Here is a 24,236-nt window from a genome sequence, read left to right as displayed (position 1 = left end):
CCTGTCGCCGGCGGTCGTGCGGGCCTACCTTCGGTGCGGGACCCGATGCCGGGGAGCGCCTGGCGTCCTCCGCGGCATCGAGGCCCCTTCCTCTCACGAAAGGTCCCTCGATGTTCCGTTCCCGATTCGGCACCGCCGGGGCGCTCGGCGCCCTCGTGCTGGCGGCCGCGGCCGGCGGTGCAGCCGGCGCGCTGCCGGCCGCCGCTGCTCCGCGTCCCGCTGCCGCCACCTCCACGCCGATCCAGCACGTCGTCGTGATCTTCGGCGAGAACGTGTCCTTCGACCATTACTTCGCGACCTACCCGAATGCCGCGAACATCGCGGGCGAGACGGTCCAGGGCACCGGGGCGCCGGCTTCCGCGTTCACCGCCGCGAAGGACACCCCGACCGACATCGCCACCCTCGCGAACGCCGGGCTGCTCGCGCCGAACAACCCCAACACCGTGCAGCCGAAGCGGCTCACCCCCGGTCAGTCCGTCACCTGCGACCAGGACCACGAGTACCTCGCCGAGCAGAAGGCGTACAACGGCGGCGCCATGGACCGCTTCGTCGAGAACACCAGCACCGACACCTGCGGCAACCCCGGCGATCCCCGGTATGCGACCCCGGGCATGACCATGGACTACTACGACGGCAACACCGTCACCGGCCTGTGGAACTACGCCCAGCACTACGCGCTCAGCGACAGCAGCTTCTCCGACACCTTCGGCCCGTCGAGCCCCGGTGCGCTCAACCTCGTCTCCGGGCAGACGCACGGCGTGATCAGCGTCGACCCGTTCACCGGCGCGCAGACCGCCACCCCCGACCCGTACACGGTGAAGAGCCCGGACGCGCAGGGCGTCGGCACCATGACGGAGGATCCGGATCCGGCCTTCGACGACTGCTCCGACGGCAGCCACGCGAAGAGCTATGCGCTCGCCGCGATGCAGGGTCGCAACATCGGCGATCTGCTGAACGAGAAGAACGTGTCGTGGGGCTGGTTCCAGGGCGGCTTCACGCCGCAAGGCACCAAGACGATCAAGGGCATCGACTATGCGCAGTGCACGACCACGCACACGAACGTGGCCGGCGTCTCGTCGACCGACTACAACCCGCACCACGAGCCGTTCCAGTACTTCGCGTCGACGGCCAACCCGCACCACCTCGCCCCGGCCTCCGACGCCGAGATCGGGCACGCCGGCCAGGCCAACCACCAGTACGACATCACCGACTTCAACAAGGTCGTCGACACCGACAACATGCCGGCGGTCTCGTACCTGAAGGCGCCGAACTACCAGGACGGGCACGCGTCGTACTCGGATCCGATCGACGAGCAGGCCTTCGTCGTGAACGAGATCAACGCCATCCAGAAGTCCAAGAACTGGGGATCCACGGCGATCGTGCTCGCCTACGACGACTCCGACGGCTGGTACGACCACGTCGCGGCGACCGTGACCAACGCGTCGAACGATCCGCAGAACGATGCGGCCTGGTGCCTCGACGCGGCCGCCTCCGGTACGCCGATCCTGGGCGGCTACGCCGACCGCTGCGGCCCCGGACCGCGTCAGCCGCTCCTGGTGATCTCCCCGTTCGCGAAGAAGGACTTCGTCGACCACACCGTCACACAGCAGTCGTCCATCTCGCGGTTCATCGAGGACAACTGGGGCCTCGGCCGGCTCGGCGACGGATCCGTGGACGCGGTCGCCGGCTCCCTCGGCAACATGCTCGACTTCTCGCACCCGCGCAAGGACGCGAACCTGACGCTGGATCCGGCCACCGGCGCGATCGTCCAGCCGGCGTACTGCGCCGGCAACAACGGCAAGCATCTCGGGCAGGGCGGCGGCTGCAGCTGACGCCCGACGGGCACACGCGGGCCGGCCTCCTGGAGCCGGCCCGCGCATCGGCACGACGGCCCGGGCGCTCGGAGTGAGCGACCGGGCCGTCGACGTCGCCGCCGGCATCGAGCCGGTTCGGCGGACAGCCTTCATGGCGAGCCGGCGTGGCGGGCGACGATCGCGGCGGCGGCCCGAGCGGGCGCGGCTCCGTAGAGGAAGCCGCGTGCGCCGCCGAGGCGGGACGCGACGAAGGCGTCGGCGACCGGTGCCGGCGCGTGCCGGAGCAGCAGCGAGCCCTGCAGCGCCACCGCGAGCGCTTCCGTGAGTCGGCGTGCTCCGGCCTGCGCCTCGGTGGACGTGGGATCTCGCTGCGCCGCGCGCAGCAGAAGCTCCGTGTCGGCCACGTGTGCGTCGAGGCGGGCGTCCGCCCCGGCGGCGAGGCGCACCTCGGCGAGCAGCGCGTCGGCGGTCTCCGGCTCACGGGCGATCGCGCGCAGCACGTCGAGCGCGATGACGTTGCCGGATCCCTCCCACACCGCCATCACCGGCTGCTCGCGGTAGCGCCGGGCGAGCGGAAACGCCTCGGTGTAGCCGTTGCCGCCCAGGCACTCCAGCGCCTCGTAGGCGTGGCCGGGCCCGCGCTTGCAGATCCAGTACTTGAGCACCGCCGTCGCGAGCCGGCGGAACGGCTCGTCCTCGGAGGGCGCGTCGGCCTCGTAGGCTGCGGCGACCCGCAGCGAGGAGGCGATCGCGGCCTCGGCCTCCACGGCGAGGTCGGCGAGCACCTGCGTCATCGCGGGCTGGTCGGCGAGCAGGGCACCGAAGGCCGATCGGTGCTGCGCATGCCAGATCGCCTCGGCGGTCGCCTGACGCATGCCGGCGGCGGCGCCGAGCATGCAGTCCAGCCGGGTCTGATTGACCATCTCGATGATCGTGCGGACACCGCGACCCTCCTCGCCCACGAGCCAGCCGAGGGTGCCGTCGAACTCCACCTCGCTCGAGGCGTTCGCGCGGTTGCCGAGCTTGTCCTTGAGGCGCTGGATGAGGAAAGGGTTGCGGGATCCGTCCGGCAGCACGCGCGGCACGAGGAAACAGGTGAGCCCGGCCAGCGCCTGAGCGAGCACCAGGAAGCCGTCGGACATCGGCGCCGAACAGAACCACTTGTGCCCGGTGAGGATCCAGGACCCGTCGCCGGTCGGCGCCGCGGAGGTGCGGTTCGCGCGCACGTCGGATCCGCCCTGCTTCTCCGTCATCGCCATGCCGAACAGAGCCGACGTCTTGCCGGGGGCGAGTGCGGGCGAGTAATCCCGGGAGAGCAGCCGCGGCATCCACTCGTCCTGCAGGTGCGCGGACCCGAACTGCTGCAGCGCGGGAACGACCGCGTGCGTCATCGACACGGGGCAGGCGTGGCCGGGCTCGATCTGCGCGAACAGCAGGAACTGGGCGGCGCGAGCGACCTGCGCGCCAGGACGCGGATCCGCCCAGGCGGCGGTGTGCGCTCCGGCGGCGACCGCGGCGCCGATGACCCGGTGGTACGAGGGGTGGTACTCGACCTCGTCGATGCGGTGCCCCCAGCGATCGAACGCGACGAGCTCCGGCTCGTGCACATTCGCGAGCTCCGCGTCGTGCTGGAAGGCGGCGGATCCGACCAGCATCCCGCTCGCGGTCAGCTCCGGCTCGGCCCAGGAAGCGCCGTGTCGCCGCACACCCTCGACGAGGGGGAGGTGGAGTGCGTACTCATCGAGGCCTTCTCGTGGCGGGGCCTGGTTCGTGACGGTGTGCGTCGCCATGCGGATCCCCTTCGATCGCGGTCTGGTCCGACGCTACGCCATCCCCGCCGGCGACCCGGAGACATCGCACCGATGCGGGCGCGCTCGACGGCGGATCGCCGGACTCAGCCCGCGGCGCGACTCTCCCGCCACTCGTCGCGGAGCAACCCCATCCGCACGATGTCCTCGTAGCGCCCTCGCACCCAGGCGTGCTCGCGCTGGCGTCCCTCGACGACGAAACCGGCCTTCTCATACGACCGGATCGCCGCCGCGTTGGAAGCGATCACCTCGAGATGCACGCGGCGCAGGTTGGCGCGCACGAATCCGAACTCGAGGATCTGCGCGATGGCCTCGGTGCCGATCCCCTGGCCGCGCGCGGATCGGACGAGGGCGATGCCGACCTCGGCCGTTCCGGTGAAGCCGTCGATGTCGAACAGGCTCACCGTGCCGACGGCCTCGCCGTCGACGTCGATCACGAATCCGAGGTTGCCGCTGGGGTCCGCGTCGTAGTCGGCCACGCGCGCCTCCCAGCCTTTCCGCGTCATGGCGGCGGGCCGGAGCGGGCTGCGCTCCTCCCAGCTGTCGAGTTCCGCAGCGAGCGCGTACAGGGCGTCGTAGTCGGCTTCGGTGCGGGCGCGGAGGGTGACGGCGGGTCCTGTGGACATAGGCCCACGCTACCCGCAGGCTCGGACGACGTGGCCGCCGTCGACCCCGGCGACGGGGTGCATCGTCCTCTTGTGACCCCTTGCGGGTCGGCATACTCTGCGGAGAAGAAGTCGGGATCCGGACCCGCCGCCGGCGGGCATGCTGACGAGGCGTCGCGGGCCGGCTCCCTCGTGAAGGAGGAAGAGATGGGGCACGACGAAGACGACGATCAGGTCGAAGCAGTGGTGGATGAGAAGGAGGCGGTCGAGAACGGTCCGCCGCGGGACGAGGACGACGGCGGCCTGCTCCCGCCGCCCACGGTGGACACGATGCTCGGGTTCGAAGGGTCGATCGAGGGTCTCTGACGGCGGGCCGCCCTGTCGCGTGGGCGGCCGGGTTAGACGATCGCGTGCGCCCGCACGGGGAAGGTCCCGAAACCCGCGACGGCCGGGGGTGCGGCGGTGAACCGGGCGCCGCGCGCCGGCAGCAAGCCCAGGTTCGCAAGATGCTCGACGACGGGGATCCCCGCCGCGAGCAGGGTCGAGTGGGCGGGGCGCTCGCCGCCCGACTCGGTGTCGTCGATGTTGAGCGAGTCGATGCCGACGAGAGCGACCCCGGCGTCGACGAGCGCCTGTGCCCCGGCTCCGGTCAGGAACGGCGCGCCCCGGCCGTACTCCGTAGTGCCGAAGTATCGGTCCCAGCCCGTGTGCAGCAGCACGGCCGTGCCGACCAGGTCGCGGTCGGCGAGCGTCGCGGATCCGATCCCACGACGGCCGGACGACCATGCGTCGGTGAGGTGGAAGACCTCGGCGGGCAGGTCGACGAGCTTCTCCAGAGGCAACGACGAGAGGTCGCCGCCGTCGGCGTAGCGGTGGAACGGCGAGTCGATGTAGGTGCCGGTGTTGCCGATCATCGTGATGACGTCCATCGCGAACTCGGTGCCCGGCGCGTACTTCGCCCTCGAGTCCTCCCGGGTGAGGAACGGGGTGATCTCGGGCGCGGGCAGCCCGGGGTAGGTGACGAGGCCGGCGTGGATCGGGTGCGACAGATCCACGATTCGGCGGGCGGACGTGGGCGTCGCCTCGACCCCGCGGCTGCCGCGGTGCTGCTCGGCGACGATCTCGAGATCGTGCAGCACGACCGACTCGACGAGGGTGAGACCGAGGTGCCGGATGAGGAGCAGGCCGATCGCCTCGGCGTCCAGGTCGGGGGAGGGCAGGTCGAGACGGAAGCCGTCGCCGTGCATCCCGCCGCCGTTGGTGAAGGCGATGTCGAAGCCGAAGCGCGCGCGGTACTCGGGGGAGGTCATCCCGCCAGTATGTCGAGGAACGCCGCGGGCGGGCGTCACGTGTCGACGATCGAGCTCTCCCACGGGATCGTGTGGTTGTAGAGGTGGTTGTTGCGCGTGTCCTTCATCGCGCCGCGCAGGAACAGCGGGAGCAGGAAGTCCCGCATCAGGATGGAGAGCTTCGACGAGCTCCCCGTCTTCTGCCGGCCGATCGCCCGGGCGTAGGCCACGATGTCCTCCGCGCGACGTTGGCGAAGCGCCTGATATCGGGTGAACGCCTGTTGGTGGTCGGGCAGGTCGCGCAGGCACAGGGCGAGGGTCGCCGCATCCTCCAAGGCGAGCGAGGCGCCCTGGCCTGCGCTCGGTGAAGTCGCGTGCACGGCGTCGCCGACGGCGACGACCCGCCCGCGGTGCCAGCGCGGCACGTGCGGCAGCTCGTAGATGCCGTAGGCGCCGACGGTGCCGGTCGTGCCGTCCAGGATCTGCGGGATCGGGTACGGGTCGTTCGCGTGCAGGGCGCGCAGTTCATGGATCCAAGTGGTGCTCGGCACCGCCCGCAGCTCGTCTCGGTCCATCTCAGCCTTGGCGGGGTTCGCGAACCAGTAGACCGTGCCGTCCTCGCGCACGAGGTATCCGAAGAAGCCACGGGCGCCGAACACCATGTGCTGCGTGAGCGGGGTCGGTGCGAGCCCCTCGACGCGTGCGAAGCCACCGATGCTGAGCAGGCCGGCGTACGTTGGATCCGGCGCGGCGGGGTCGATCCACCGCCGGGTCGGGGAGCCGACGCCGTCGCAGCCGATCAGGATGTCGCCGCTCGCCGTGGTGCCATCCGCGAAGTGCGTGATGACGCCGTTCGGTGTCTCCTCGATGCGGTCGAGCCGCGCGCCCCAGGTGAGCGGGATGCCCGCCTCCGCGGTCGACTCGCGCAGCACGGTGTTGAGCCATTCCCGTCGCACGACGACGCTCCCGCGATCGGGTTCGCCGGCGGGGCCGTTGGGCACGGTCCCGAGCTTTCGCCCGCGCCCGCTCCACATCTGCATGTACGGGCTGAGGTGGCCGTCGCCGAGCAGGCGCTCGTTCAGCCCGAGGGTCTCGAGCACCGCCAGACCATTGGTCGCCACATTGAGGAAGAGGCCCCCGAAGGCATCCGGGGCCGGCCGGGCCTCATAGATCTCCGCGTCCCAGCCGGCGCGGCGCAGGAAGAGGGCGACGGCAGGGCCGGCGACTCCGCCACCGATGATGAGTGCCTTGGGCATCGGATCTGCCTTTCGATAGTCTTGGAGGACAGAGAGAGTCTCGCGATCAGAGTCTCTCGATATTAGAGAGAATATCAGATGACCGAACCGACCGCACGTCGTGCGGACGCCATCACCCGTCAGAGTGAGGCCATGCAGGAGTTCATGGCACGGGCAGTGCTCTTCCAGGATGCGGTCGCACGGTCGGTCGGGCTCAACGGCACCGACCTGCAGGCCGTGGGCCTGCTGCTGAGCAGCGGCCCCGCAACCCCCGGGGAACTCGCGGCACGGACCGGGCTCACGGCGGGGGGAGCGGTCACGGCGATGATCGACCGCCTCGAGCGCGCGGGCTATGTGCACCGTGCCCGGGACGAGTCGGATCGTCGCAAGGTGATTGTCACCGCGGACCCGGATCCGATCCTGGCCGGCGTCGGTCCGATCTACGGCCGGGTCGCCGAGCGGTGGAACGCATACCTGGACACGCTCAGCGACGAGCAGATCGAGTTCGCCGCGGAGCTGCTGGCTCGCGCCGCCGAACTGAACCGGGACGAGATCGATCAGCTCCGCAGGCAGACCGGGGCCTGAGGATGTGACTCGCCGCGGACGACAGACGAGTGCCGCGGTCGACAGAACAAGAGGAGGGGCCGCAACCCGCTCATGCGGTTGCGGCCCCTCCTCGTCATGCGGCGGAGCGGGTGCTCAGTGGAACTGGCCCAGCTTGCCGAACTTCTCCGCGAGGAGGTAGTAGACCGTGATGCGGCTCTTGGTGCGGTCCGCCTTCATGGTCTCCTTGACCTCGTCGAGCGCGGCGTCGAGCACCGCGTCCGACTCCGTGAGGCCGAGCTTCTTCTTGAGGAAATTGGTCTTGACGGTCTCGACCTCGTCCTTGTCGGAGAATGCGACGTACGCCGAGTCCTGGCTGTCCATGACGAGTCGGTAGGTCTTGAGCAGACCCGCGATCGCAGCATCATCGGCGTCGGGACGGTAGATCTTGACGTCAGCGGCCCAGTCGGCCATAGGGAACTCCTTCGCTCCGGCTCGGCTCGGATGTGCCGCGCTCGCCAGAGAGCCTAGAGGCCGCATCCGAACAGCAACAGACACCCATAGGAAACTGACAGCGGGATCTGATGCCGTACCCGTGGTGCGTGAGCCGGCCGGCGATCCTCGTGCGGTGTTCGACACGTCGGCACCGCCGGCAGCATCCGGCGGGCCTCCTCGGAGTGCTGGACGATGCGCGTTCTGTTCAATCCTCAGCGCCTACGTGGTTCGTACGGTCGAGTCATGTCCGCACCAGAGCAGCATCGCACCGCGTCGTCAGGCGTGCGGCCGTCGCTGGTCGTCGCGTGCGCGTCGGAGCGTGACATCGCACGGGAGATCGGCCACGCCGCGGCGACCGGGATGCGGTTGGTGCCGCGGGGCGGTGGCCACTGCTTCGCCGGCAGATCCACCACCGACGGCATCGTGCTCGACCTCGCCGCGATGGATCAGGTCCGCGTCGATCCGTCGGGTACGGCGACGATCGGCGCAGGGTGCCGGCTGCGCCGGGTGTACGGCGCATTGCATGCGGTGGGACGCACGCTGTCGGCGGGATGCGGGGAGACCGTGGGCATCGCGGGGCTGACTCTCGGCGGCGGGATCGGGCTGCTGGGACGGCAGCACGGGCTGACCTGCGACCGGCTGATCGGCGCCCGGGTCGTGCTCGCCAACGGCGACATCGTCGACTGCGACGAGCATCGCGAGCCGGATCTGTTCTGGGCGCTGCGCGGCGCGGGAGGGGGCCAGTTCGGGGTGGTCGGCACGTTCCGATTCGCGACCGTGCCCGAGCCCATGGTCTCCCGTGTCGAGGTCGTGATACCGGGGAATGTCGACGTCGGTGCTCTTGTGACGGACTGGCAGGAGCACGCCCCCGATGCGCCGGACGGCCTGACCGTCGATCTGGTCGTCGAGCAGGAGCCGGGTGTCCCCGGCGTGCAGATCCGCGCGGTCGGAGTCTCGAGCCTTCCCGCGTCCGTGACCAACGCGTGGCTGCGGGAGCTCCTCGGCAGAGCCGGGTCGGCGCGGCTGCGGGTGGAAGATCCGGTGCCGTACTCGACCGTGAAGGAGACGCACGCCGACGAGCGGCGTTCGCTGCCGCAGCGTCCGGTCCGCCTGCGGTCGGAGTTCTTCGAGCACACGATCGAAGAACCGATCCTGGAGCGGATCCTGTCGCTGCTCGCCGACGCGGACCGCAGCAGGCCGCGCAGGCTTTCGTACACGGCGATGGGCGGGGCGTACAACCGGGTGGCTTCGGGTGAGACCACGTTCGCGCACCGTGGCACCCGCTTCCTGCTGGAGCATGTCGGCGACCCCGGCGACCCGTGGATCGACGATTCCTGGAACGCCGCCCACGAAGCCGGATCCGGACGGGTGTATCCGAACTTCCCCGACCTCCTACTGGAGGATCCGCTGGCCGCCTACCATGGCGCCAACGCGGACCGTCTCGCCGGAATCAAGCTGCGCTACGACCCGCACCGGTTCTTCGACTTCCCGCAAGCCATTCAGCCCGCGGGCAGCGACCCGCACCCCCACAGGAACGAGGTTCGAGGATGAGCACGCAGAAGCCCCTGTCTGACCCTGCTGGTGCGCCGCGGGTGCGCAGTTTCGATCACGTCGGAATCACGGTCGCCGACCTGGAGGCGGTCACAGCGTTCTTCGCCGGCCTCGGGCTGGAGGTTCTCGGCGATCCCATGGCCGTGGAGGGCGAATTCCTCGACACGGTGATCGGGATCCCCGACGCCCGGACTCGGATCGTCATGCTGCGCGCTCCCTCCGGCGGCACGACGCTGGAGCTGTCCAGCTTCACCCGCCCCGATCACGAGCCCGGCTCGCCGGCTCCGATGGCGAACGAGCTCGGCATCCGCAACGTCGCCTTCATGGTCGACGACCTCGACGCGATGATCGACCAGGTCGTGGGCGACGGATACGCGCTGGTCGGCGGCGTCGGCGAATGGCAGCACGCCATCCGGATGGCCTACGTCCGCGGTCCGGAGGGCATCATCGTCTCCCTCGCCGAATCGATCGGTTGACGGCGTCATGCGGATCCGCTGGCGAGGCGTCGAAACGGGGAGCACGGAGACGCTGGAGTTGTCCGTCGCGACGGGCGGCGTGGATGCGACATCGGTCGTGGAGAGCCCTGGTCGCGTGATCCGTTATGCCGCCCGGCTGACGGAGCGGTGGGAGTTCGCGGATCTCACGGTCGAGGACGACCGCGTCGGAACCCTGCGCCTGGCCCGATCGTCGGCGGGCGAATGGCGGGTGAACGACGTGCCGCGCCCCGACCTGAGTGCGGCGATCGACATCGACCTGTCCTTCAGCCCCTTCACGAACACGCTGCCGATCCGCCGCCTGGCGCTGAGACCCGGCGAGTCCCGGGACATCGTCACCGCCTACGTCACCGACGCGCTCGAGGTGCTGCCGGATCCGCAGCGCTACACGTGCCGCAGCCGAGAGCGCTACCTCTACGAGTCGCGGGACAGCGACTTCCGCCGGGAGATCCTCGTCGACGCCGCGGGGCTCGTGCTCGAGTACCCGGGACTGTTCGTGCGCGTGCGGGAGTAGCCCCGGAGCGGGATCCGTACGGCGTCTGACGCGACGAAGGCCCCCGTCGGTGACGGAGGCCTTGTCGGAGTGGAGGGGCTGACGGGAATCGAACCCGCGCTGTCTGCTTGGGAAGCAGAAGTTCTACCATTGAACTACAGCCCCGCACCGAAACAGCCGCGTAATTCCGCGGCTGTAGCGACTTTGCGAGTCTATAGGTTGCATGTCAGACGGGCAAACCCCGCGTTTACCCCGCGCTTTCAATCCGAGAGAACATCGAACTGCTCGAGGATGACTGTCTGGTCCGGAAGGACCGTGACGTGCACCGCGTACTTGTCCTCTGTCGTAGACATGTGCGCATGGTTGAGCTGGTGCTGAGCGGCTTCGATGCCGGCCTCGTCGCGCAGCAGCGTGGCAACGGTGGAGCGAAACTCCCTCGGTAGCCGGCCCTCGAACGCGGTCCCCTTGAGCGCTGCGTGCTTCAACCGCCCAGACCTGGCGCTAAGTTGCGAATACTGCAGACAGAGAAGACCCCCGTCCCTGGCAATGCCGGGGGGCGGGGGCCTTCTCTCGTTCGTGGGTATTGTTCTAGGGCCCCTCCTGACGCAACGAAATCGAGCCGCGCCATCGTCTAACTCAACGAGCGAGCCGCACCTGATGAGGCCGCAGCGCATCGTCCCTGGCATTTAGGGCGAGGGGGAGCTACCGTCCGCGGCCTCCGTCTGGAAGATGCTGTAGTCCAGGGTGAGTGATCCGGTTTCTGACGGATCGTTCACGTCGGTCGCTGTGATAGTGATCTTCCAGGTGCCCAGTTTCGTGGAGGTCCCCGTAAGCCGCCCTGTGTTTGGTTCCAGAGTCATCCCGGGCGGAAGTTCACCCTGACTGGCGAAGGTGTAGGGGCCCCCCGCGCATCCTTCTGCCGAGCACCTTCCAGCAGCGATGAACCACGTCTCCGCAGGCCCGCTAATCGAGCCGATCGGAAGGCTTCCTGGGCGCAGGGCCACAAGCACCCGTCCTGCGGTCACTGGCTCGAACACTGTGGGCGTGGGCGTGGGCGTGGGCGTGGGCGTGGGCGTTGATGGGGATGTGGTGCTGCTGCTCCCGGTCTCGGCTGTTGTCCCCGTCGAGGCCGAACAAGAAGTCAGCAGGAGCTGCACCGCGACTACGCCGATCGTGAGATAGGAGGTCGCACGCTTCGTTCCGGCGAATCGTGTTGGTCGTGTCTTTTGCATCATCGTCCCTTTTCAGCCAATGGTCCCACCACCCCAAAGGTAAATGGCGGCAGAGATATCGGTACCTAGGCACCAATGATTGCCATTCCGGTCGCCCTCTGTGGCCGAAACGATAGCCGAGGCGATCAACCTTCCGTTCGCGGGGTCGTAGACGCCGATTGGGCCGCCGCTGTCGCCACCGATGCAGAGGCCGCCGACAGCGGAGAAGTACAGCAGGTGGCAATAGTTCTTTCCCTCATACCAACGGCAGGTTTGACTGTTTCCTGCCGAGGTGATGTTGCCTTGTCCTGAAGATGCCCCAGAGATCACCAGCTGGTCGAGGTAGTTGAGGGCGGAGTTCGGATAGACACCGTTTGCCTCGATGGAGGTCGAGGAACTGGGCGAACCTGTGTACACCCTGGAACCGTAGGAAGAGCCGGCAATGACGGCCGCATCAACGCCGTAGGCGCCGAGATTAGAAGCGCTGAACCCCACGTAGCCGCCGTTGTACATGTCGCCGTTGTTGTACCACTTGTACCCTGATGGGCCGCAATGGTCCGCCGTGAGAAGGTACCGAGAACCGTTGTTGAACCGGAAAGACGTGGAGCACCAGGGCTCGCCGTCCCAACGATTGGTCCTGGCGCCCCCGTACCATGGTGCGCTATCGGCGGTCCGGGAAGCCGGCTCGACGTCCCCGCTCTGCAGTCGAATCCACGGCGCAAAGCCGGAGAGTGCTGCCTGAAGCGAGAGCAAGGACTCGGCATTGACGGTGATATCGACCTTGCCGTCGGCTGCGTTGGTCACGGCGGAGGCGGACAGAGTGGGAATCTTGGTGGCGACGGTGCTGATGGCGCTTCGGATCGTACACACATCCAACAGCGACGGCGCATCCTTGGACTCCACGCCGATCTGAGTTCCCGCAGCTCGCAACGTCGCCAACGCGTCGACGGCTGCAGGGTCGGCTCCCGCCAGCTCGTCGACGGTCGACGTCGCACCCTGAACCGACGCCTTGCTGACCGTGACGGTCCCCGTCTTCCCCGCGAACGATACCTCCATCACCTGCCCCGCGTGCTGCCGCAGGATTTGGGCGCGCAACGTCTGTTCGGCTCGAGGTACGGGCTCAAGGTCGTCATAAGGGAGAGAGCTGTCTCGGTAACCCACGCCACCCGCCGGGTAGACGCCATTGTCGAAAAGGCATCGGCCCTCGGCGTTGAGGCTCGACACCAACTGCCCGTTCGGTGGAACGGGCTGCGTCAGGTCCACCGCAGGCTTCGACGTGGCCGCCAGAACCGCGTTCGAGGGCCAGAGCGTGAGAAAGGTGACGACAATAGCGACCGAGGTCAACCCCAGTTTCGTTCCACGGTTCATGCGCGGAATCTACGGGCTCCGCGGAACTTCAGTCAAACACGCTGGTGCGGTTGTCGCAAAACGACGCGTGCGGCCACACTCTACCCGCATTCAAATCTATGTTCTATCCGATGTGCATGCATCGTGGGGTCTGATTGCCACGCGTTTACCCCGCGCTTTGCGCGAGGAAATTGCGGGATCGGCCGGGACCGGGCGGGATGTCAAGCGGCCAGCGTTCCGCGGAATCGCGCAGGAGAATCGACCGCGGCGGGAGCTTCCGGGAAGTTGCGGGATTCAGAATTTGTGATGCAGAAGTTCTGCCATTGAACTACAGCCCCGTGCGTCGGTGACGCCTGGCCAGCATAACAAACGCCCACGGGATCCCGGATCCGCCCTGCCTCATCGCACGGTTTCCCTCCCCGCCGCGACTTTCCCTCCCCGCACGGGCGCCGACCGGGGGAGGGAAACAAAGTGAGGGGAGGGAAACGGAGTGAGGGGAGGGAAACGGAGTGAGGGGAGAACCCGCGAGGAGCCCGGGCAGGGGCGGGCGACGTTCGGGGTTTCCGGAATCATCCCCGGGGATCCCCGGAGTCATCCTCCAGAGGGATGCGACGAGGCACAGCCGCCGCATAGCGTCGAAGACATGATCACCGCAGAGGGCCTCACCAAGAGATACGGACCCAAGACCGCCGTCGACAACGTGTCGTTCACCGTGCGGCCGGGCACCGTCACCGGCTTCCTCGGACCGAACGGCGCCGGCAAGTCGACCACGATGCGGATGATCGTGGGCTTGGACCGGCCGAGCGCGGGCCGCGTGACCGTGAACGGGCAGGAGTACCGCCGTCTGCACGCGCCCCTCACCGAGGTCGGCGTGCTGCTGGACGCCAAGGCCGTGCACACCGGCCGCTCGGCCCGCAACCACCTGCGCGCGCTCGCCGCCACGCACGGCCTGCCCTCGAAGCGCGTCGACGAGGTCATCGAGATCACCGGGATCGGATCCGTGTCCCGCAAGCGCGCCGGCGGGTTCTCCCTCGGCATGGGGCAGCGCCTCGGCATCGCCGCCGCGCTGCTCGGCGACCCGCACACGCTCATCCTCGACGAGCCCGTCAACGGCCTCGACCCCGAGGGGGTGATGTGGGTGCGCAATTTCGTGCGGCACGCCGCGTCGGAGGGCCGCACCGTGCTGCTGTCCAGCCACCTCATGAGCGAGATGGCGCAGACCGCCGACCACATCATCGTGCTGGGCCGCGGCCGGGTGCTCGCCGACGCGCCGCTGGCGCAGCTCGTGCAGCAGTGGACCACCGCCCAGGTGCGGGTGCGCAGCCCGCGCGCCGCCGAGCTGGCGGATCTGCTCCTCGCCGCCGGCGCCGTGGTCAACGGCTCGGGGCACGACACGATCGACGTCACCGGCCCCGAAGCGTGGTGGATCGGCGACCTCGCGGCCGAGCGCGGCATCGCGCTGCACGAGCTCACCCCGACCAGCGGCTCGCTCGAGGACGCCTACCTCGCTCTGACGGGCGAGTCCGTCGAGTACCGCACCCGCGCCGTCTCCGAAGCCGGCGCCCCGATCCCGGAGGTGGTCGCATGAGCGCCGTCGCTCCCACCGTGCCCGTCGCCGCGAGCCGGTTCCGTCTGAGCTTCCCGCGGAGCCTGCGCAGCGAGTGGATCAAGCTCACCACGCTGCGCTCCACCTGGTGGTCGATCGCGATCACCGCCGCACTCACGATCGGCATCGCCGTGCTGATCGCCTTCGCCCTCACCACCTCCGGTGAGGCGCCCCGCGGGCTCAACGGCATCATGGCCGTGGTCACGCCCATCCAGTTCACCGCGCTGCTGGCCGGGATTCTGGGTGCGATCGCCGTCACCGGCGAGTACTCCACGGGCATGATCCGCTCCACGCTCACCGCGGACCCGCGCCGCGGGCGCGTGCTGGTGGCGAAGTCCGTCGTGCTCGGGGTGTTCCTGTTCCTCGCGTCGCTGGTGATGTTCGTGGTCGCCGCGGTCATCGTGTCGGCGATCCTCGGCGCGCACGGCCAGGGGCTCGAGTGGGGTGCGCCCGACAAGGTGATCCTGCCGTTGCTCGCCGCCGCCGCGACGATGGCGGTGTGCGCGCTGATCGGCGTCTCGTTCGGCTTCATGCTGCGTTCGGGTGCCGGTGCGATCGCCGCCACGGTCGGACTGCTGTTCGTGCTGCCGATCATGTCGAACTTCTTCGCCTTCGCCGGCGAGTCCTGGAAATGGGTGCTCGACGCCGCGAACTACCTTCCGCTGTCGGCCGCGCAGAACGCGATCCTGCCCAGCGACACCGCGCCGATGTCCGCAGGCGTGGCGTTCCTCACCCTCGGCGCCTGGGTCGCCGCAGGCCTGCTCGGATCCTGGGTGGTGCTGCGCTCGCGCGACGCCTGACCCGCGGATCTGCCGACATCGCCCCCTTCGCACTGTGCGGAGGGGGCGACGTCGTCTGCGGACGCGGCCGGAGGATGTGGTACCTGAGGACCACCCCGGGACGGACCGGATCCTCCCCGAAGCGGATGTGCCGGCCTCGTGGTGCGCGGTTGGCTGAAGGTACGGCTCGTCGCAGCCCGCGGCAGTCGCGGTGCCCCTGCGCCCGCCCGTGATCGCCTGGAGGATCCGTGACCCCGCTGACCCGACTCAGCCTCGCCAACCGCGCCGTCGTGGCCCTGTTCACCGTGCTCATCGTCGGAGCGGGCCTGTGGGCCACCGGCAGCATGAAGCAGGAGCTGCTGCCGTCGATGTCGCAGCCCGCGGCGGTCGTCCTCGTGACGAAGCCCGGCGCCTCGGCCGAGACCCTCGACCACGATGTGGTCAAGCCGCTGTCAGATGCGCTCGGTTCCGTGACCGGGGTGGACGAGGTGCGCACGAGCACCTCGAGCGGCAGCGGGCAGCTGACCGTGAACTGGGCGTTCGGCCGCGATGACACCAAGATCCTCGCCGATCTCAAGGCCGCCGCGTCCGCCGCCGGATCCGCCGCGGACGGCGTGCACACCGAGGTCTACGCGGGCAGTTCCGCCGACATCCCGGTGCAGAGTCTCGCGATCACGGGTGACGGCGACGTCGGCGCCCTTGCCGAGCGGGTGGACAAGACCCTCGTCCCTGCGATCGAGCACGTGCCGGGTGTGCGTGCGGTGCAGGTGTCGGGCCGCGCCTCCGAGCGCGTGCTCGTGACCCTGGATCCGGCCAAGCTGTCGGCGCGCTCGATCGATGCGGCCGCGGTGTCGGGGATTCTGCGGACCGCCGGCGTCGTGGTGCCGGCGGGCACCAGCAGCGACGGCACGCGCGCCATGGCGATCGAGGTCGGCCAGGAGGGTACCTCGATCGAGCGCCTGTCGGCGATGCCGATCCCGACGATGCAGGGGCCTGTGCCGCTGTCCGAGGTCGCGACGGTCGAGCTCGCCCCCGTCCCGCAGAGCACGATCTCGCGCGCCGACGGCCGTCCCGCGCTGAGCCTGACGATCACCAAGACGCCCGAGGCGAACGCCGTGCAGGTGTCGCATGCGGTGACGGCCGCGGTCGCGAAGGCGCTGCCCTCTCTCGGCGCGAACGCCGCGAGCTCGGTGCTGTTCGACCAGTCCACGATGATCGAGAAGTCGACGCACGACCTCGCCGTCGAGGGCGGCCTCGGCCTCGTGTTCGCGGTGCTGATCATCCTGGTCTTCCTGCTCTCGCCCAAGGCCACCGTGATCACGGCCGTCTCGATCCCGCTGTCGCTGCTCATCGCGGTGATCGGGCTGCGCGTCGGCGGGTTCTCGTTCAACGTGTTCACTCTCGCCGCGTTGACCGTCGCAGTCGGCCGCGTGGTCGACGACTCGATCGTCGTCATCGAGAACATCGCGCGGCGACGCGGATCCGCGCCGCTCACCCCTGGCGATGTGCTGGCCGCGGTGCGCCAGGTGGCCGGCGCCGTGACGGCGTCGACGCTGACGACGGTGGCGGTGTTCCTGCCGGTCGCCCTCGTCGGCGGCATGGCGGGGGAGCTGTTCCGGCCGTTCGCCCTGACCGTGACCATCGCGCTGCTGGCCTCGCTGCTGGTGTCGCTGACGATCGTGCCCGTGCTCGCGTACTGGTTCCTGCGCCGTCCGAAGAGGGGCGCCGTCGCGGATGCCGAGGCCGCGGATGCCGAGCAGGCGGCGATGACCGCCGTCGAGAGCACGGATCCCACGGACGCCGCCGTAGCGGATCCGCAACAGGCCGGCACGTCGGGCGTGACCGCCGCGGGCGCTGATGCGGCGGCGCAGGATCCCGCCGAGCGCGTCACGCGCATGCAGCGGGCCTATCTGCCCTCGCTGCTGTTCGCGCTGCGCCGGCCGGTCACGGTCGTGCTGATCTCGGTGGTCGTGTTCGCCGGCACCATCGTGGCGGCGACCTTCCTGAAGACCGACATGCTCGGCAGCTTCGCCGACGAGCGCGCGGTGACCGTCACCCAGACGATGCCGCTGGACACCACGCTCGCCGTATCGGACAAGGCCGCGACCGCGTTGGAGAAGAAGGTCCGCGATCTCGACGGGGTCGCCTCGTACCGCACCACGGCGGGTGAGCAGGGGGCGCCGGTCACGCTCGACATCGTGATCGCGCCGGATGCGGATCCCGAGGCCGTGCTGCCGCGGATCCGCAAGGCCGTCGCCGGGCTCCCGGAGGCCGACCGCATCACCGTCTCGACCCAGGCGACGCAGACCACGTCGTCGTCGATCGATGTGATCGTGAAGAGCCCCGATGACAAGGCGCTGGCGAGCGCGTCGGAGAAGCTCACGGCGGCTCTCGGCAAGGTGGACGGCATCGGCACGGTGAAGAGCGACCTCGCCGCGGATCTGCCCGTGCTGAAGGTGTCCGTCGACCCCGCGCGTGCGGCGGCGCAGGGCTTCACCACCGCCGAGGTGGGGGCGGCGATCTCCTCCGCCGTCCAGGGCGAGCGGCTCGGCTCCGTCAGCATCGACGGCACCGCCACGGATCTGGTGGTCCGTGCGCAGTCGACCGCGACGGACCCCGAGGCGGTCAAGGCGCTCACCCTGCCGATCTCGGCTCTGCAGGCCCAGAAGACGCAGAAGGATGCGGCGGATGCACTGCAGCGCGAGCAGGAGACGATGTCCGCCCAGGCGCGCACCGAGGCGGAGAACAAGGCCGATGAGCAGCTCTCCACGCTGTACGACGCCCGCTCCTCCGGGGCGGCGGACCTGGCCGCGCTGCGCGAGCAGCTCGCGCAGCTGCTCGCCTCGCCGCCGCCCGCCGACCCCCAGCCCGCGACGCAGGGTCAGCTCAGCGCACTCGAGTATCAGAAGCTCGTGCAGCAGCTCACCCAGGCCGTGGCCGGGGCCGAGAGCGGGCTGACGGGCCTCGACGAGCAGATCTCCGCGGCGCGCACCGCGATCGCCGACGGGTCGCGCCAGCAGGCCGAGACCGACCGGCTCACGCAGGCGCAGCGCGACCTCGAGCATCTGCGCGCGACGCCGATCCGCGTCGGCGACATCGCCGCCGTGGATGTGGTCTCGGCTCCCGCCACGATCACCCGGATCGACGGCGCTCGCGCGGTCACGATCTCGGCCACGCCCGCAGAGGGAGCCGACCTCTCCACGGCGTCGTACGGCGTGCAGACGGCGGTGGCGGGAGTCGACCTGCCGGCCGGCGTGAACCTGGACGAGGGCGGCGCCGCCGCTGAACAGGCACAGTCGTTCAGCGAGCTCGGGCTCGCGATGCTCGCGGCGATCGCCCTGGTCTACATCGTGCTGGTGGCGACGTTCCGCTCCCTCGTGCAGCCGCTCCTCCTGCTGGTCTCGGTGCCGTTCGCGGCGACGGGGGCGATCGCGGGGCTGCTGATCACGGGGACCCCGCTCGGCATCCCGGCGCTCATCGGGATGCTCATGCTGATCGGGATCGTGGTCACGAACGCGATCGTGCTGATCGACCTCATCAACGAGTACCGCCGGAACGGCTCGGGGCTCGACGACGCGGTCGTGCACGGGGCGCGCCTGCGCCTGCGGCCGATCATCATGACCGCGTGCGCGACGATCTTCGCGCTCATCCCGATGGCCCTCGGCATCACCGGCGGCGGGGCATTCATCTCGCAGTCGCTCGCGATCGTGGTCATCGGCGGTCTGGTCTCGTCCACGGTGCTCACCCTGTTGCTGGTGCCGGCGCTGGTCGTGCTCTACGAGCGCCGCGGGGATCGCAGGCAGGCGCGGAGGGAGCGTCGCGAGGCCCGTCGCCAACGCCGCAGCGCCGGTGTCGAGGTGTTCGAGACCGGGCAGGATCCGGCGTCGTCCGAGGCGGAGACGGTCGCCGTGCTGCCGCTGAGCGCCGGCGAGCCCGCGTCACGCTCGTCGCGCACGACCGCGGACCGGGCGGCCTCGGCCGACCCGGAGGACCGTGGGAGACTGGCGACGTGACCGACGGCTCCGCGCGCGCCCTGGATCGCGCCGCGTCGCGCTGGCAGCGCCATCCGCACTGGGCCGACGCCCTCACGACGCTCAGCTGGGTCGTGCTGACGGTCGTGCCGATGCTCGGGACGGCCCCCGCGGGGGACCCGGTCGTCGTGCGGCCCGGCGGAGTCTGGGGCATCGGCCTGGGACTCGTGGTCGTGGCGATCGTCGCGACCATGATGGTGCTGTTCCGCCGGCGCAACCCGATGCTGCTGTACCTCGTGACACTGACGCTGCCGCTCGTACTGCTGCCGTTCTGGCTGGATGTGGGGGCGTTCGCCGTCGCCTACGCGGTGTTCGCGATCGCCGTGTACGACCGGATGTCCCGCGCGTGGATCGCCGGCGCGATCGCCTATGCGGTGACGCTGGCGCTGGGCGGTGTCCATCTGCTCACCGGGTTCGGGTTCGCACCGGTGAACCGTTCGGGCTCGCGGCTGGACACGGCGTTGTCCTGGGCGGCGTTCGACCTGCTGCTGCTCCTGGTCGCACTGCTGTGGGGGCAGAACGCGGGAAACCGCCGCCGATATGTGGCGGCGCTCGTGGAGCGAGCGCGGATCCTCGAGCACGAGCGTGATCAGGAGGCGCAGCTCGCCGCTCTCGCCGAGCGGTCGCGCATCGCCCGTGATGTGCACGACATCGTGTCCCATTCGCTGAGCGTGATCGTGCGGCTGGCCGACGGCACGAGGGCCGTCTTCGACGCGGATCCCGACCGAGCGCGCGAGGCGGTGGGCCAGATCGCCGGGGTGGCGCGTTCCTCCCTCGACGAGATGCGGCGGGCGATCGGGGTGCTCGAACGGACAAACGGGCAGGAATCGACGCGCAACGGCACGGGTCTGGACGACCTGCCGCGCCTCGCCGAGGTCTACCGGGGGATCGGGCTGCCAGTGCGGCTGGATCTCGACCTGGGGCGCGCGGAGCAGGACGCCGCCACCGGATCCGCGACCGGCGCTGCGCAGGCGGTCCCGGCGGGTCTGCAGATGACGGTGTTCCGGGTCGTGCAGGAATCCCTCACCAACGCGCTGCGGCACGCCGAGGCGCCGACCGAGGTGCGGGTCGAGGTGCGGGTGACCGCCGAGGCGATCCACGCCGAGATCCGGGACAACGGCACGACGCCGGTCGCGCCCGAGGGCGCCCGCGCAGGGCACAGTGCTCCGCCGGAGCATGGGCGCGTGGAGGGATCCGGATCCACGGCGCCTTCCGGTCGCGTGGGCCGGGGCCTTCTCGGGATGCGCGAGCGCGCCGCCCTCTACGGGGGTGCGCTCGAGGCCGGACCCACTGCGCCGCGGGGCTGGGTCGTGCGCCTGGCGTTGCCGAGGAGCGCGTCATGACCGCGATCCGGGTGCTCATCGCCGACGATCAGGCCCTGATCCGCGCCGGTCTCGCGATGGTGCTGGGCGCGCAGCCGGACATCGAGGTGGTGGGAGAGGCGCAGGACGGGATCGAGGCGGTGGCGCTCGCGACCGTGCACCGGCCCGACGTCGTGCTCATGGACGTGCAGATGCCCCGCAAGGACGGCCTGGAGGCGACCAGGGAGCTCGTGGCGTCGGGCAGCGGGATCCGCGTGCTCGTGCTCACGACCTTCGATCTCGACGCCTATGCGTTCGGTGCGATCGACGCCGGCGCCAGCGGCTTCCTGCTCAAGGACTCGGATGCGGACGACATCGTCGCCGCGATCCGCGCCGTGGCCGCCGGAGACGCCGTGCTCGCACCACGGGTCACCTCGGAACTGCTCCGGCGCTTCGGCGTGCTCAGCCGCGCCGCGGAGGACCCCGGCCGCCGCGCGAGGGACGACGACCGTGCCGCCGCCGCGGCCCGGCTGCAGGTGCTCACCGACCGTGAGCGCGAGGTCTTCGACGCACTGGTGCAGGGGCTGTCCAACGCCGAGATCGCGGAGAAGCTCTGGCTGAGCGAGTCCACGGTCAAGACCCATGTCGGCCGGGTGCTGCAGAAGCTCGGCATGCGTGATCGCGTGCTGGCGGTCGTCTTCGCGTTCCGCAACGGCCTGACCGACTCGCAGTGACGGCACCGACTACGCTGAAACCGTGCTGCTGAGCGACAGGGACATCAGGGCGGGGCTCGACGCGGGGCGGATCGGACTGGATCCGCTCGAACCGTCGATGATCCAGCCGTCGAGCATCGACGTGCGGCTGGACCGCTACTTCCGGCTGTTCGACAACCACAAGTACCCCTTCATCGACCCGGGCGAGGATCAGCCCGAGCTGACCAGGCTGATCGAGGTCGAACCGGATGAGCCGTTCGTGCTGCACCCCGGCGAGTTCGCGCTCGGCGCGACCTTCGAACAGGTCTCGCTCTCGGACGACGTGGCCGCGCGCCTCGAGGGGAAGTCGTCGCTGGGCCGCCTCGGACTCATCACGCACTCCACGGCCGGCTTCATCGACCCCGGCTTCACGGGGCACGTCACGCTCGAGCTCGCCAATGTCGCGACCCTGCCGATCAAGCTCTGGCCGGGCATGAAGATCGGTCAGCTGTGCTTCTTCCAGCTGTCCTCGCCGGCGGAGAACCCCTATGGATCCGGTCCGTACGGCAACCGCTACCAGGGGCAGCGCGGCCCGACCGCCTCGCGCTCCTTCCAGAACTTCCATCGCACCGACGTCGGAGTGACCGACGCGGGATCCACCGGAGGCTGACATGACCGCGGACGAGACGGATCCGACCCGGGACGAACCGTCCTCCGCGCCCGCACCGCCCGGTCCGTCGGTCGCGCCGACCCCGTCCGTCGTCCCTGAGCCGCCCGTCCACGATGCGCCCGAGCCCGGGCGTGCCGACGATCCGACGTCGCTCCCGCAGCCGGCACCGCTTCCTGGTGATGCCGATCCGGCGCCTGTGCCCGTGGAGAGCGAAGGGCTGGCGCGGATCCTCGCCGACCCCCAGATCGCGCCCGCCCGGGACGACGCCGAGCTCGCGCGACTGCTCGCCAGCCCTGAGGCGGCAGCGCCCGCGGAGGAGACTCCGGGCCTCGCCGCGATCCTGGCGGATCCCGACCCCGCGCTGTTCGGCGAGCCGGCCTCCGAGGCCCGGTCGGGCACAGAAGCCGCACCCGACACCGCGCAGACGACGGGGCACCCGTCGGCGCCGGGGGCCGCCGTGAGGCAGACCTGGGATTCCCGCCGCGACGCCAAGCCCCCGCGTGCCGACCCGACGCCCGCGGGCATGGTCCCCGCCCGCGACTCCGATCCGGTGCCGCCGACCGGACTGCCGCTTCCTGCGCTCCCGCCGGAGCGGCCAGGATCTCCGCCGTCGGCCCCCGAGGCGGGTAGAGGCGGCTACCCCGGCCTGGTGGCGCTGGTGTTCCTGATCCTCGTCGTGCTGCTGATCGGTGCGATCGTGCTGATCGCCGTGCTCATCGCGAACGCGGCCTGGCCGTTCCCGGTCGCCGCCGCGGTGCCGGCCGTGCTGCCGCTGCTCTGACAACCGCCGCGATCGAGCACGCCCGGATCCGATCCGGACGATCGGTCGGATCGGCCGGACGCACGGTCGGGCGCCGCACCCCGTCGTGCGCCAGGCTGGAAGCATGACCACCACCGCCCCCGTGCCCACGATCGCGGCCTCCGCCCCGCGCCGGCTGAACTACGGCGCCCTGCTCGCCATGATGGCGACGGCGTTCCTGCTCGTCACCGCGGAGTTCCTCCCCGGCGGCCTGCTCACCGACATCGCGGCGGAGATCGGCGTCACGCCCGGCCAGGCCGGGCAGATGGTCACCGTGACGGCGCTCGCCGGGCTCATCGTGGCTCCGACCATCGGCCTCATGCTGCCCCGCCTGGACCGCCGCTCCCTGCTGGTGTGGATGGCGATCGGCGCGGCCGTCTCGAACCTGATCGTCGCGGTCGCTCCGAACCTGCCGCTGCTGCTGGTCGCGCGCGTGCTGCTGGGCGCCGCGCTGAGTGGCTTCTGGTCGATGTCTGTCACGGTCGCCGCGCGGATCGCCGGTCCGGAGCGCCTGGGGCGGGCGATGATGTTCAACTCGGCGGGTGTGTCGCTCGCCACTGTGGCGGGTGTGCCGGCGGGCGTGCTGCTCAGCCAGGTGCTCGACTGGCGCGGGGTCTTCGGGATCGCCGCGGCGGCCAGCGCGGTGCTCGCCGTCCTGCTGCGGATCCTGCTCCCGAGCGTGCCCGCAGAGGGGGCCGCACGGCTGTCCACTCTGGTCGAGACGTTCCGCCGCCGCGGTATCGGCCTCGGCGTGGTGGGCCACGTGCTGGTGGTGCTCGGGCACTTCCTCGCCTATACGTACATCCGGGTCGCGCTCGAGCGCGTGCAGGAGGGCGGTGCCGCGATCACCGAGGGGACGATCATCCTGCTGCTCGCACTGTTCGGCATCGGCGGCTTCATCGGCAACATCGCGATCGGCGTGATCGTCGACCGCCGCTACCGCACGCTCGCCGTGATCACCCCGCTCGTGATCGCCGGCGCGGTGCTGCTGATGGACGCGATGACCGGATCCCTCTGGGCGATCGGCGTGGTGGCGTTCGTCTGGGGATTCTTCTTCGCCTCGTGGCTGCTGATCGTGAACACCTGGATCGGGCACCGCATGCCGGACCGGCTCGAGGCGGGCGGAAGCCTCGTGGTCATGGGATTCCAGGCGGCGATCATGACCGCTGCCGGCGTCGGCGGCCTGCTGGTGGACGGCATCGGGATCGCCCAGGTCTACGTGATCGGCGCGGTCGTGCTGGTGGTCGGAGCGCTGCTGTTCGGGGTATCGAGCAGGATCAGCGCCCGCGCGGATCGCTGAGCGGAGCAGCGCGCCGCAATTCTGGAGGACGATGGCAACTCTGCAGGAGGATCCGGGCGGATCCGTCCTGAGAAGTTGCCATCGTCCTTATTGCGGAATCACGGAAGCGTCCGGGCAGGAGCGGATGCGCCCGAGACGGATCCGGTCCGGGCGCGACAGCGAGCCGGACGTCG

21 protein-coding genes and 1 tRNA gene are annotated in these 24,236 nt (G+C 70.0%); 14 read left to right on the top strand and 8 right to left on the bottom strand.

From position 1 onward, the window contains the following. The first annotated feature begins 110 nt into the window (after positions 1 to 110). Positions 111 to 1,832, top strand: a complete 1,722-nt coding sequence (locus tag AC1DCT_RS10135; protein ID WP_477428951.1) for a phospholipase C — start codon at positions 111 to 113, stop codon at positions 1,830 to 1,832. 131 nt (positions 1,833 to 1,963) lie between these two features. Here the strand turns inward: AC1DCT_RS10135 and AC1DCT_RS10130 are convergent, their stop codons facing one another. Beyond that, on the bottom strand, positions 1,964 to 3,604 hold the full coding sequence (locus tag AC1DCT_RS10130) for an acyl-CoA dehydrogenase family protein (RefSeq protein ID WP_477428949.1): 1,641 nt from the start codon (positions 3,602 to 3,604) through the stop codon (positions 1,964 to 1,966). A 104-nt stretch (positions 3,605 to 3,708) separates the two neighbouring features. After that, positions 3,709 to 4,248: a GNAT family N-acetyltransferase gene (locus tag AC1DCT_RS10125; RefSeq protein WP_477428947.1), complete on the bottom strand. Its 540-nt coding sequence runs from the start codon at positions 4,246 to 4,248 to the stop codon at positions 3,709 to 3,711. A gap of 186 nt (positions 4,249 to 4,434) precedes the next feature. Here AC1DCT_RS10125 and AC1DCT_RS10120 point away from each other — a divergent pair, with 186 nt between their 5' ends. Further along, a complete protein-coding gene (locus AC1DCT_RS10120) occupies positions 4,435 to 4,593 on the top strand; it encodes a hypothetical protein (protein ID WP_477428945.1) in 159 nt (52 codons plus the stop codon). A gap of 32 nt (positions 4,594 to 4,625) precedes the next feature. On the opposite strand, the gene AC1DCT_RS10115 is transcribed toward AC1DCT_RS10120, so the two are convergent. Next, positions 4,626 to 5,537: a cyclase family protein gene (locus tag AC1DCT_RS10115; RefSeq protein ID WP_477428943.1), complete on the bottom strand. Its 912-nt coding sequence runs from the start codon at positions 5,535 to 5,537 to the stop codon at positions 4,626 to 4,628. 35 nt (positions 5,538 to 5,572) lie between these two features. Further along, a complete protein-coding gene (locus tag AC1DCT_RS10110; protein WP_477428941.1) occupies positions 5,573 to 6,772 on the bottom strand; it encodes an FAD-dependent oxidoreductase in 1,200 nt (399 codons plus the stop codon). A 78-nt stretch (positions 6,773 to 6,850) separates the two neighbouring features. On the opposite strand from AC1DCT_RS10110, the gene AC1DCT_RS10105 reads away from it, so the two are divergent. Further along, positions 6,851 to 7,336 (top strand): MarR family winged helix-turn-helix transcriptional regulator, encoded by a 486-nt coding sequence (locus AC1DCT_RS10105; RefSeq protein WP_477428939.1) that lies wholly within the window; start codon positions 6,851 to 6,853, stop codon positions 7,334 to 7,336. Positions 7,337 to 7,450: 114 nt separating this feature from the next. Here the strand turns inward: AC1DCT_RS10105 and AC1DCT_RS10100 are convergent, their stop codons facing one another. Continuing rightward, the gene (locus tag AC1DCT_RS10100) at positions 7,451 to 7,768 is read right to left on the bottom strand and encodes a DUF2853 family protein (protein ID WP_477428937.1); all 318 of its coding nucleotides are present in this window, start codon (positions 7,766 to 7,768) and stop codon (positions 7,451 to 7,453) included. Between the two features lie 264 nt (positions 7,769 to 8,032). Between AC1DCT_RS10100 and AC1DCT_RS10095 the strand changes: the two genes are divergently transcribed. Genes AC1DCT_RS10095 through AC1DCT_RS10085 form a run of 3 tightly spaced genes read left to right on the top strand, consistent with a single transcriptional unit; the run spans position 8,033 to position 10,348 of the window. Next, positions 8,033 to 9,340 carry an FAD-binding oxidoreductase gene (locus AC1DCT_RS10095; RefSeq protein ID WP_477428935.1) on the top strand — a complete coding sequence of 436 codons (1,308 nt, stop codon included), beginning with the start codon at positions 8,033 to 8,035 and terminating at the stop codon, positions 9,338 to 9,340. Next, positions 9,337 to 9,816, top strand: coding sequence for a VOC family protein (locus tag AC1DCT_RS10090; RefSeq protein WP_477428933.1), 480 nt, complete (start codon positions 9,337 to 9,339; stop codon positions 9,814 to 9,816). Before AC1DCT_RS10095 ends, AC1DCT_RS10090 begins: the two co-directional genes overlap by 4 nt. Before the next feature lie 7 nt (positions 9,817 to 9,823). Further along, positions 9,824 to 10,348: a putative glycolipid-binding domain-containing protein gene (locus AC1DCT_RS10085; protein ID WP_477428931.1), complete on the top strand. Its 525-nt coding sequence runs from the start codon at positions 9,824 to 9,826 to the stop codon at positions 10,346 to 10,348. Positions 10,349 to 10,418: 70 nt separating this feature from the next. Here AC1DCT_RS10085 and AC1DCT_RS10080 read toward each other — a convergent pair. From AC1DCT_RS10080 to AC1DCT_RS10070, 3 genes are all read right to left on the bottom strand, one after another. Continuing rightward, positions 10,419 to 10,492 (bottom strand) — tRNA-Gly (locus AC1DCT_RS10080). Between the two features lie 521 nt (positions 10,493 to 11,013). Then, a complete protein-coding gene (locus tag AC1DCT_RS10075; protein ID WP_477429658.1) occupies positions 11,014 to 11,559 on the bottom strand; it encodes an Ig domain-containing protein in 546 nt (181 codons plus the stop codon). A gap of 12 nt (positions 11,560 to 11,571) precedes the next feature. Further along, complete coding sequence (locus AC1DCT_RS10070; protein ID WP_477230119.1) at positions 11,572 to 12,906, bottom strand: chymotrypsin family serine protease; 1,335 nt, start codon at positions 12,904 to 12,906, stop codon at positions 11,572 to 11,574. 622 nt (positions 12,907 to 13,528) lie between these two features. Between AC1DCT_RS10070 and AC1DCT_RS10065 the strand changes: the two genes are divergently transcribed. The 8 genes from AC1DCT_RS10065 to AC1DCT_RS10030 all read left to right on the top strand — a co-directional run bounded on the left by AC1DCT_RS10065 (position 13,529) and on the right by AC1DCT_RS10030 (position 24,063). Continuing rightward, positions 13,529 to 14,473 (top strand): ABC transporter ATP-binding protein, encoded by a 945-nt coding sequence (locus AC1DCT_RS10065; RefSeq protein ID WP_477428929.1) that lies wholly within the window; start codon positions 13,529 to 13,531, stop codon positions 14,471 to 14,473. After that, positions 14,470 to 15,291: an ABC transporter permease gene (locus tag AC1DCT_RS10060; protein ID WP_477428928.1), complete on the top strand. Its 822-nt coding sequence runs from the start codon at positions 14,470 to 14,472 to the stop codon at positions 15,289 to 15,291. The genes AC1DCT_RS10065 and AC1DCT_RS10060 overlap by 4 nt, the downstream gene beginning before the upstream one ends. A 227-nt stretch (positions 15,292 to 15,518) precedes the next feature. After that, positions 15,519 to 19,283 (top strand): efflux RND transporter permease subunit, encoded by a 3,765-nt coding sequence (locus tag AC1DCT_RS10055; RefSeq protein ID WP_477428926.1) that lies wholly within the window; start codon positions 15,519 to 15,521, stop codon positions 19,281 to 19,283. Continuing rightward, positions 19,280 to 20,644 (top strand): sensor histidine kinase, encoded by a 1,365-nt coding sequence (locus AC1DCT_RS10050; RefSeq protein WP_477428924.1) that lies wholly within the window; start codon positions 19,280 to 19,282, stop codon positions 20,642 to 20,644. Before AC1DCT_RS10055 ends, AC1DCT_RS10050 begins: the two co-directional genes overlap by 4 nt. Further along, positions 20,641 to 21,336: a response regulator gene (locus tag AC1DCT_RS10045; RefSeq protein WP_440732532.1), complete on the top strand. Its 696-nt coding sequence runs from the start codon at positions 20,641 to 20,643 to the stop codon at positions 21,334 to 21,336. Before AC1DCT_RS10050 ends, AC1DCT_RS10045 begins: the two co-directional genes overlap by 4 nt. 22 nt (positions 21,337 to 21,358) lie before the next feature. Next, positions 21,359 to 21,964: a dCTP deaminase gene (gene dcd / locus AC1DCT_RS10040; RefSeq protein WP_233311902.1), complete on the top strand. Its 606-nt coding sequence runs from the start codon at positions 21,359 to 21,361 to the stop codon at positions 21,962 to 21,964. A gap of 1 nt (position 21,965) precedes the next feature. Next, entirely contained in the window at positions 21,966 to 22,745 is a 780-nt protein-coding gene (locus AC1DCT_RS10035) for a hypothetical protein (protein WP_441977865.1), read from the top strand. A gap of 103 nt (positions 22,746 to 22,848) precedes the next feature. Beyond that, positions 22,849 to 24,063, top strand: a complete 1,215-nt coding sequence (locus tag AC1DCT_RS10030; RefSeq protein WP_440732529.1) for an MFS transporter — start codon at positions 22,849 to 22,851, stop codon at positions 24,061 to 24,063. Positions 24,064 to 24,236: the final 173 nt, after the last annotated feature.

It is taken from the genome of Microbacterium sp. 10L49 (genome assembly GCF_056395125.1).
Note: the sequence above shows the minus strand (reverse complement) of the source record. Positions and strands in the feature narration are given on the sequence as shown.

Coding starts and splice junctions, on each gene's coding strand:
- AC1DCT_RS10135 (WP_477428951.1), top strand. CDS start 111: ATGTTCCGTTCCCGATTCGGCACCGCCGGGGCGCTCGGCGCCCTCGTG.
- AC1DCT_RS10130 (WP_477428949.1), bottom strand. CDS start 3,604: ATGGCGACGCACACCGTCACGAACCAGGCCCCGCCACGAGAAGGCCTC.
- AC1DCT_RS10125 (WP_477428947.1), bottom strand. CDS start 4,248: ATGTCCACAGGACCCGCCGTCACCCTCCGCGCCCGCACCGAAGCCGAC.
- AC1DCT_RS10120 (WP_477428945.1), top strand. CDS start 4,435: ATGGGGCACGACGAAGACGACGATCAGGTCGAAGCAGTGGTGGATGAG.
- AC1DCT_RS10115 (WP_477428943.1), bottom strand. CDS start 5,537: ATGACCTCCCCCGAGTACCGCGCGCGCTTCGGCTTCGACATCGCCTTC.
- AC1DCT_RS10110 (WP_477428941.1), bottom strand. CDS start 6,772: ATGCCCAAGGCACTCATCATCGGTGGCGGAGTCGCCGGCCCTGCCGTC.
- AC1DCT_RS10105 (WP_477428939.1), top strand. CDS start 6,851: ATGACCGAACCGACCGCACGTCGTGCGGACGCCATCACCCGTCAGAGT.
- AC1DCT_RS10100 (WP_477428937.1), bottom strand. CDS start 7,768: ATGGCCGACTGGGCCGCTGACGTCAAGATCTACCGTCCCGACGCCGAT.
- AC1DCT_RS10095 (WP_477428935.1), top strand. CDS start 8,033: ATGTCCGCACCAGAGCAGCATCGCACCGCGTCGTCAGGCGTGCGGCCG.
- AC1DCT_RS10090 (WP_477428933.1), top strand. CDS start 9,337: ATGAGCACGCAGAAGCCCCTGTCTGACCCTGCTGGTGCGCCGCGGGTG.
- AC1DCT_RS10085 (WP_477428931.1), top strand. CDS start 9,824: ATGCGGATCCGCTGGCGAGGCGTCGAAACGGGGAGCACGGAGACGCTG.
- AC1DCT_RS10075 (WP_477429658.1), bottom strand. CDS start 11,559: ATGCAAAAGACACGACCAACACGATTCGCCGGAACGAAGCGTGCGACC.
- AC1DCT_RS10070 (WP_477230119.1), bottom strand. CDS start 12,906: ATGAACCGTGGAACGAAACTGGGGTTGACCTCGGTCGCTATTGTCGTC.
- AC1DCT_RS10065 (WP_477428929.1), top strand. CDS start 13,529: ATGATCACCGCAGAGGGCCTCACCAAGAGATACGGACCCAAGACCGCC.
- AC1DCT_RS10060 (WP_477428928.1), top strand. CDS start 14,470: ATGAGCGCCGTCGCTCCCACCGTGCCCGTCGCCGCGAGCCGGTTCCGT.
- AC1DCT_RS10045 (WP_440732532.1), top strand. CDS start 20,641: ATGACCGCGATCCGGGTGCTCATCGCCGACGATCAGGCCCTGATCCGC.
- AC1DCT_RS10035 (WP_441977865.1), top strand. CDS start 21,966: ATGACCGCGGACGAGACGGATCCGACCCGGGACGAACCGTCCTCCGCG.
- AC1DCT_RS10030 (WP_440732529.1), top strand. CDS start 22,849: ATGACCACCACCGCCCCCGTGCCCACGATCGCGGCCTCCGCCCCGCGC.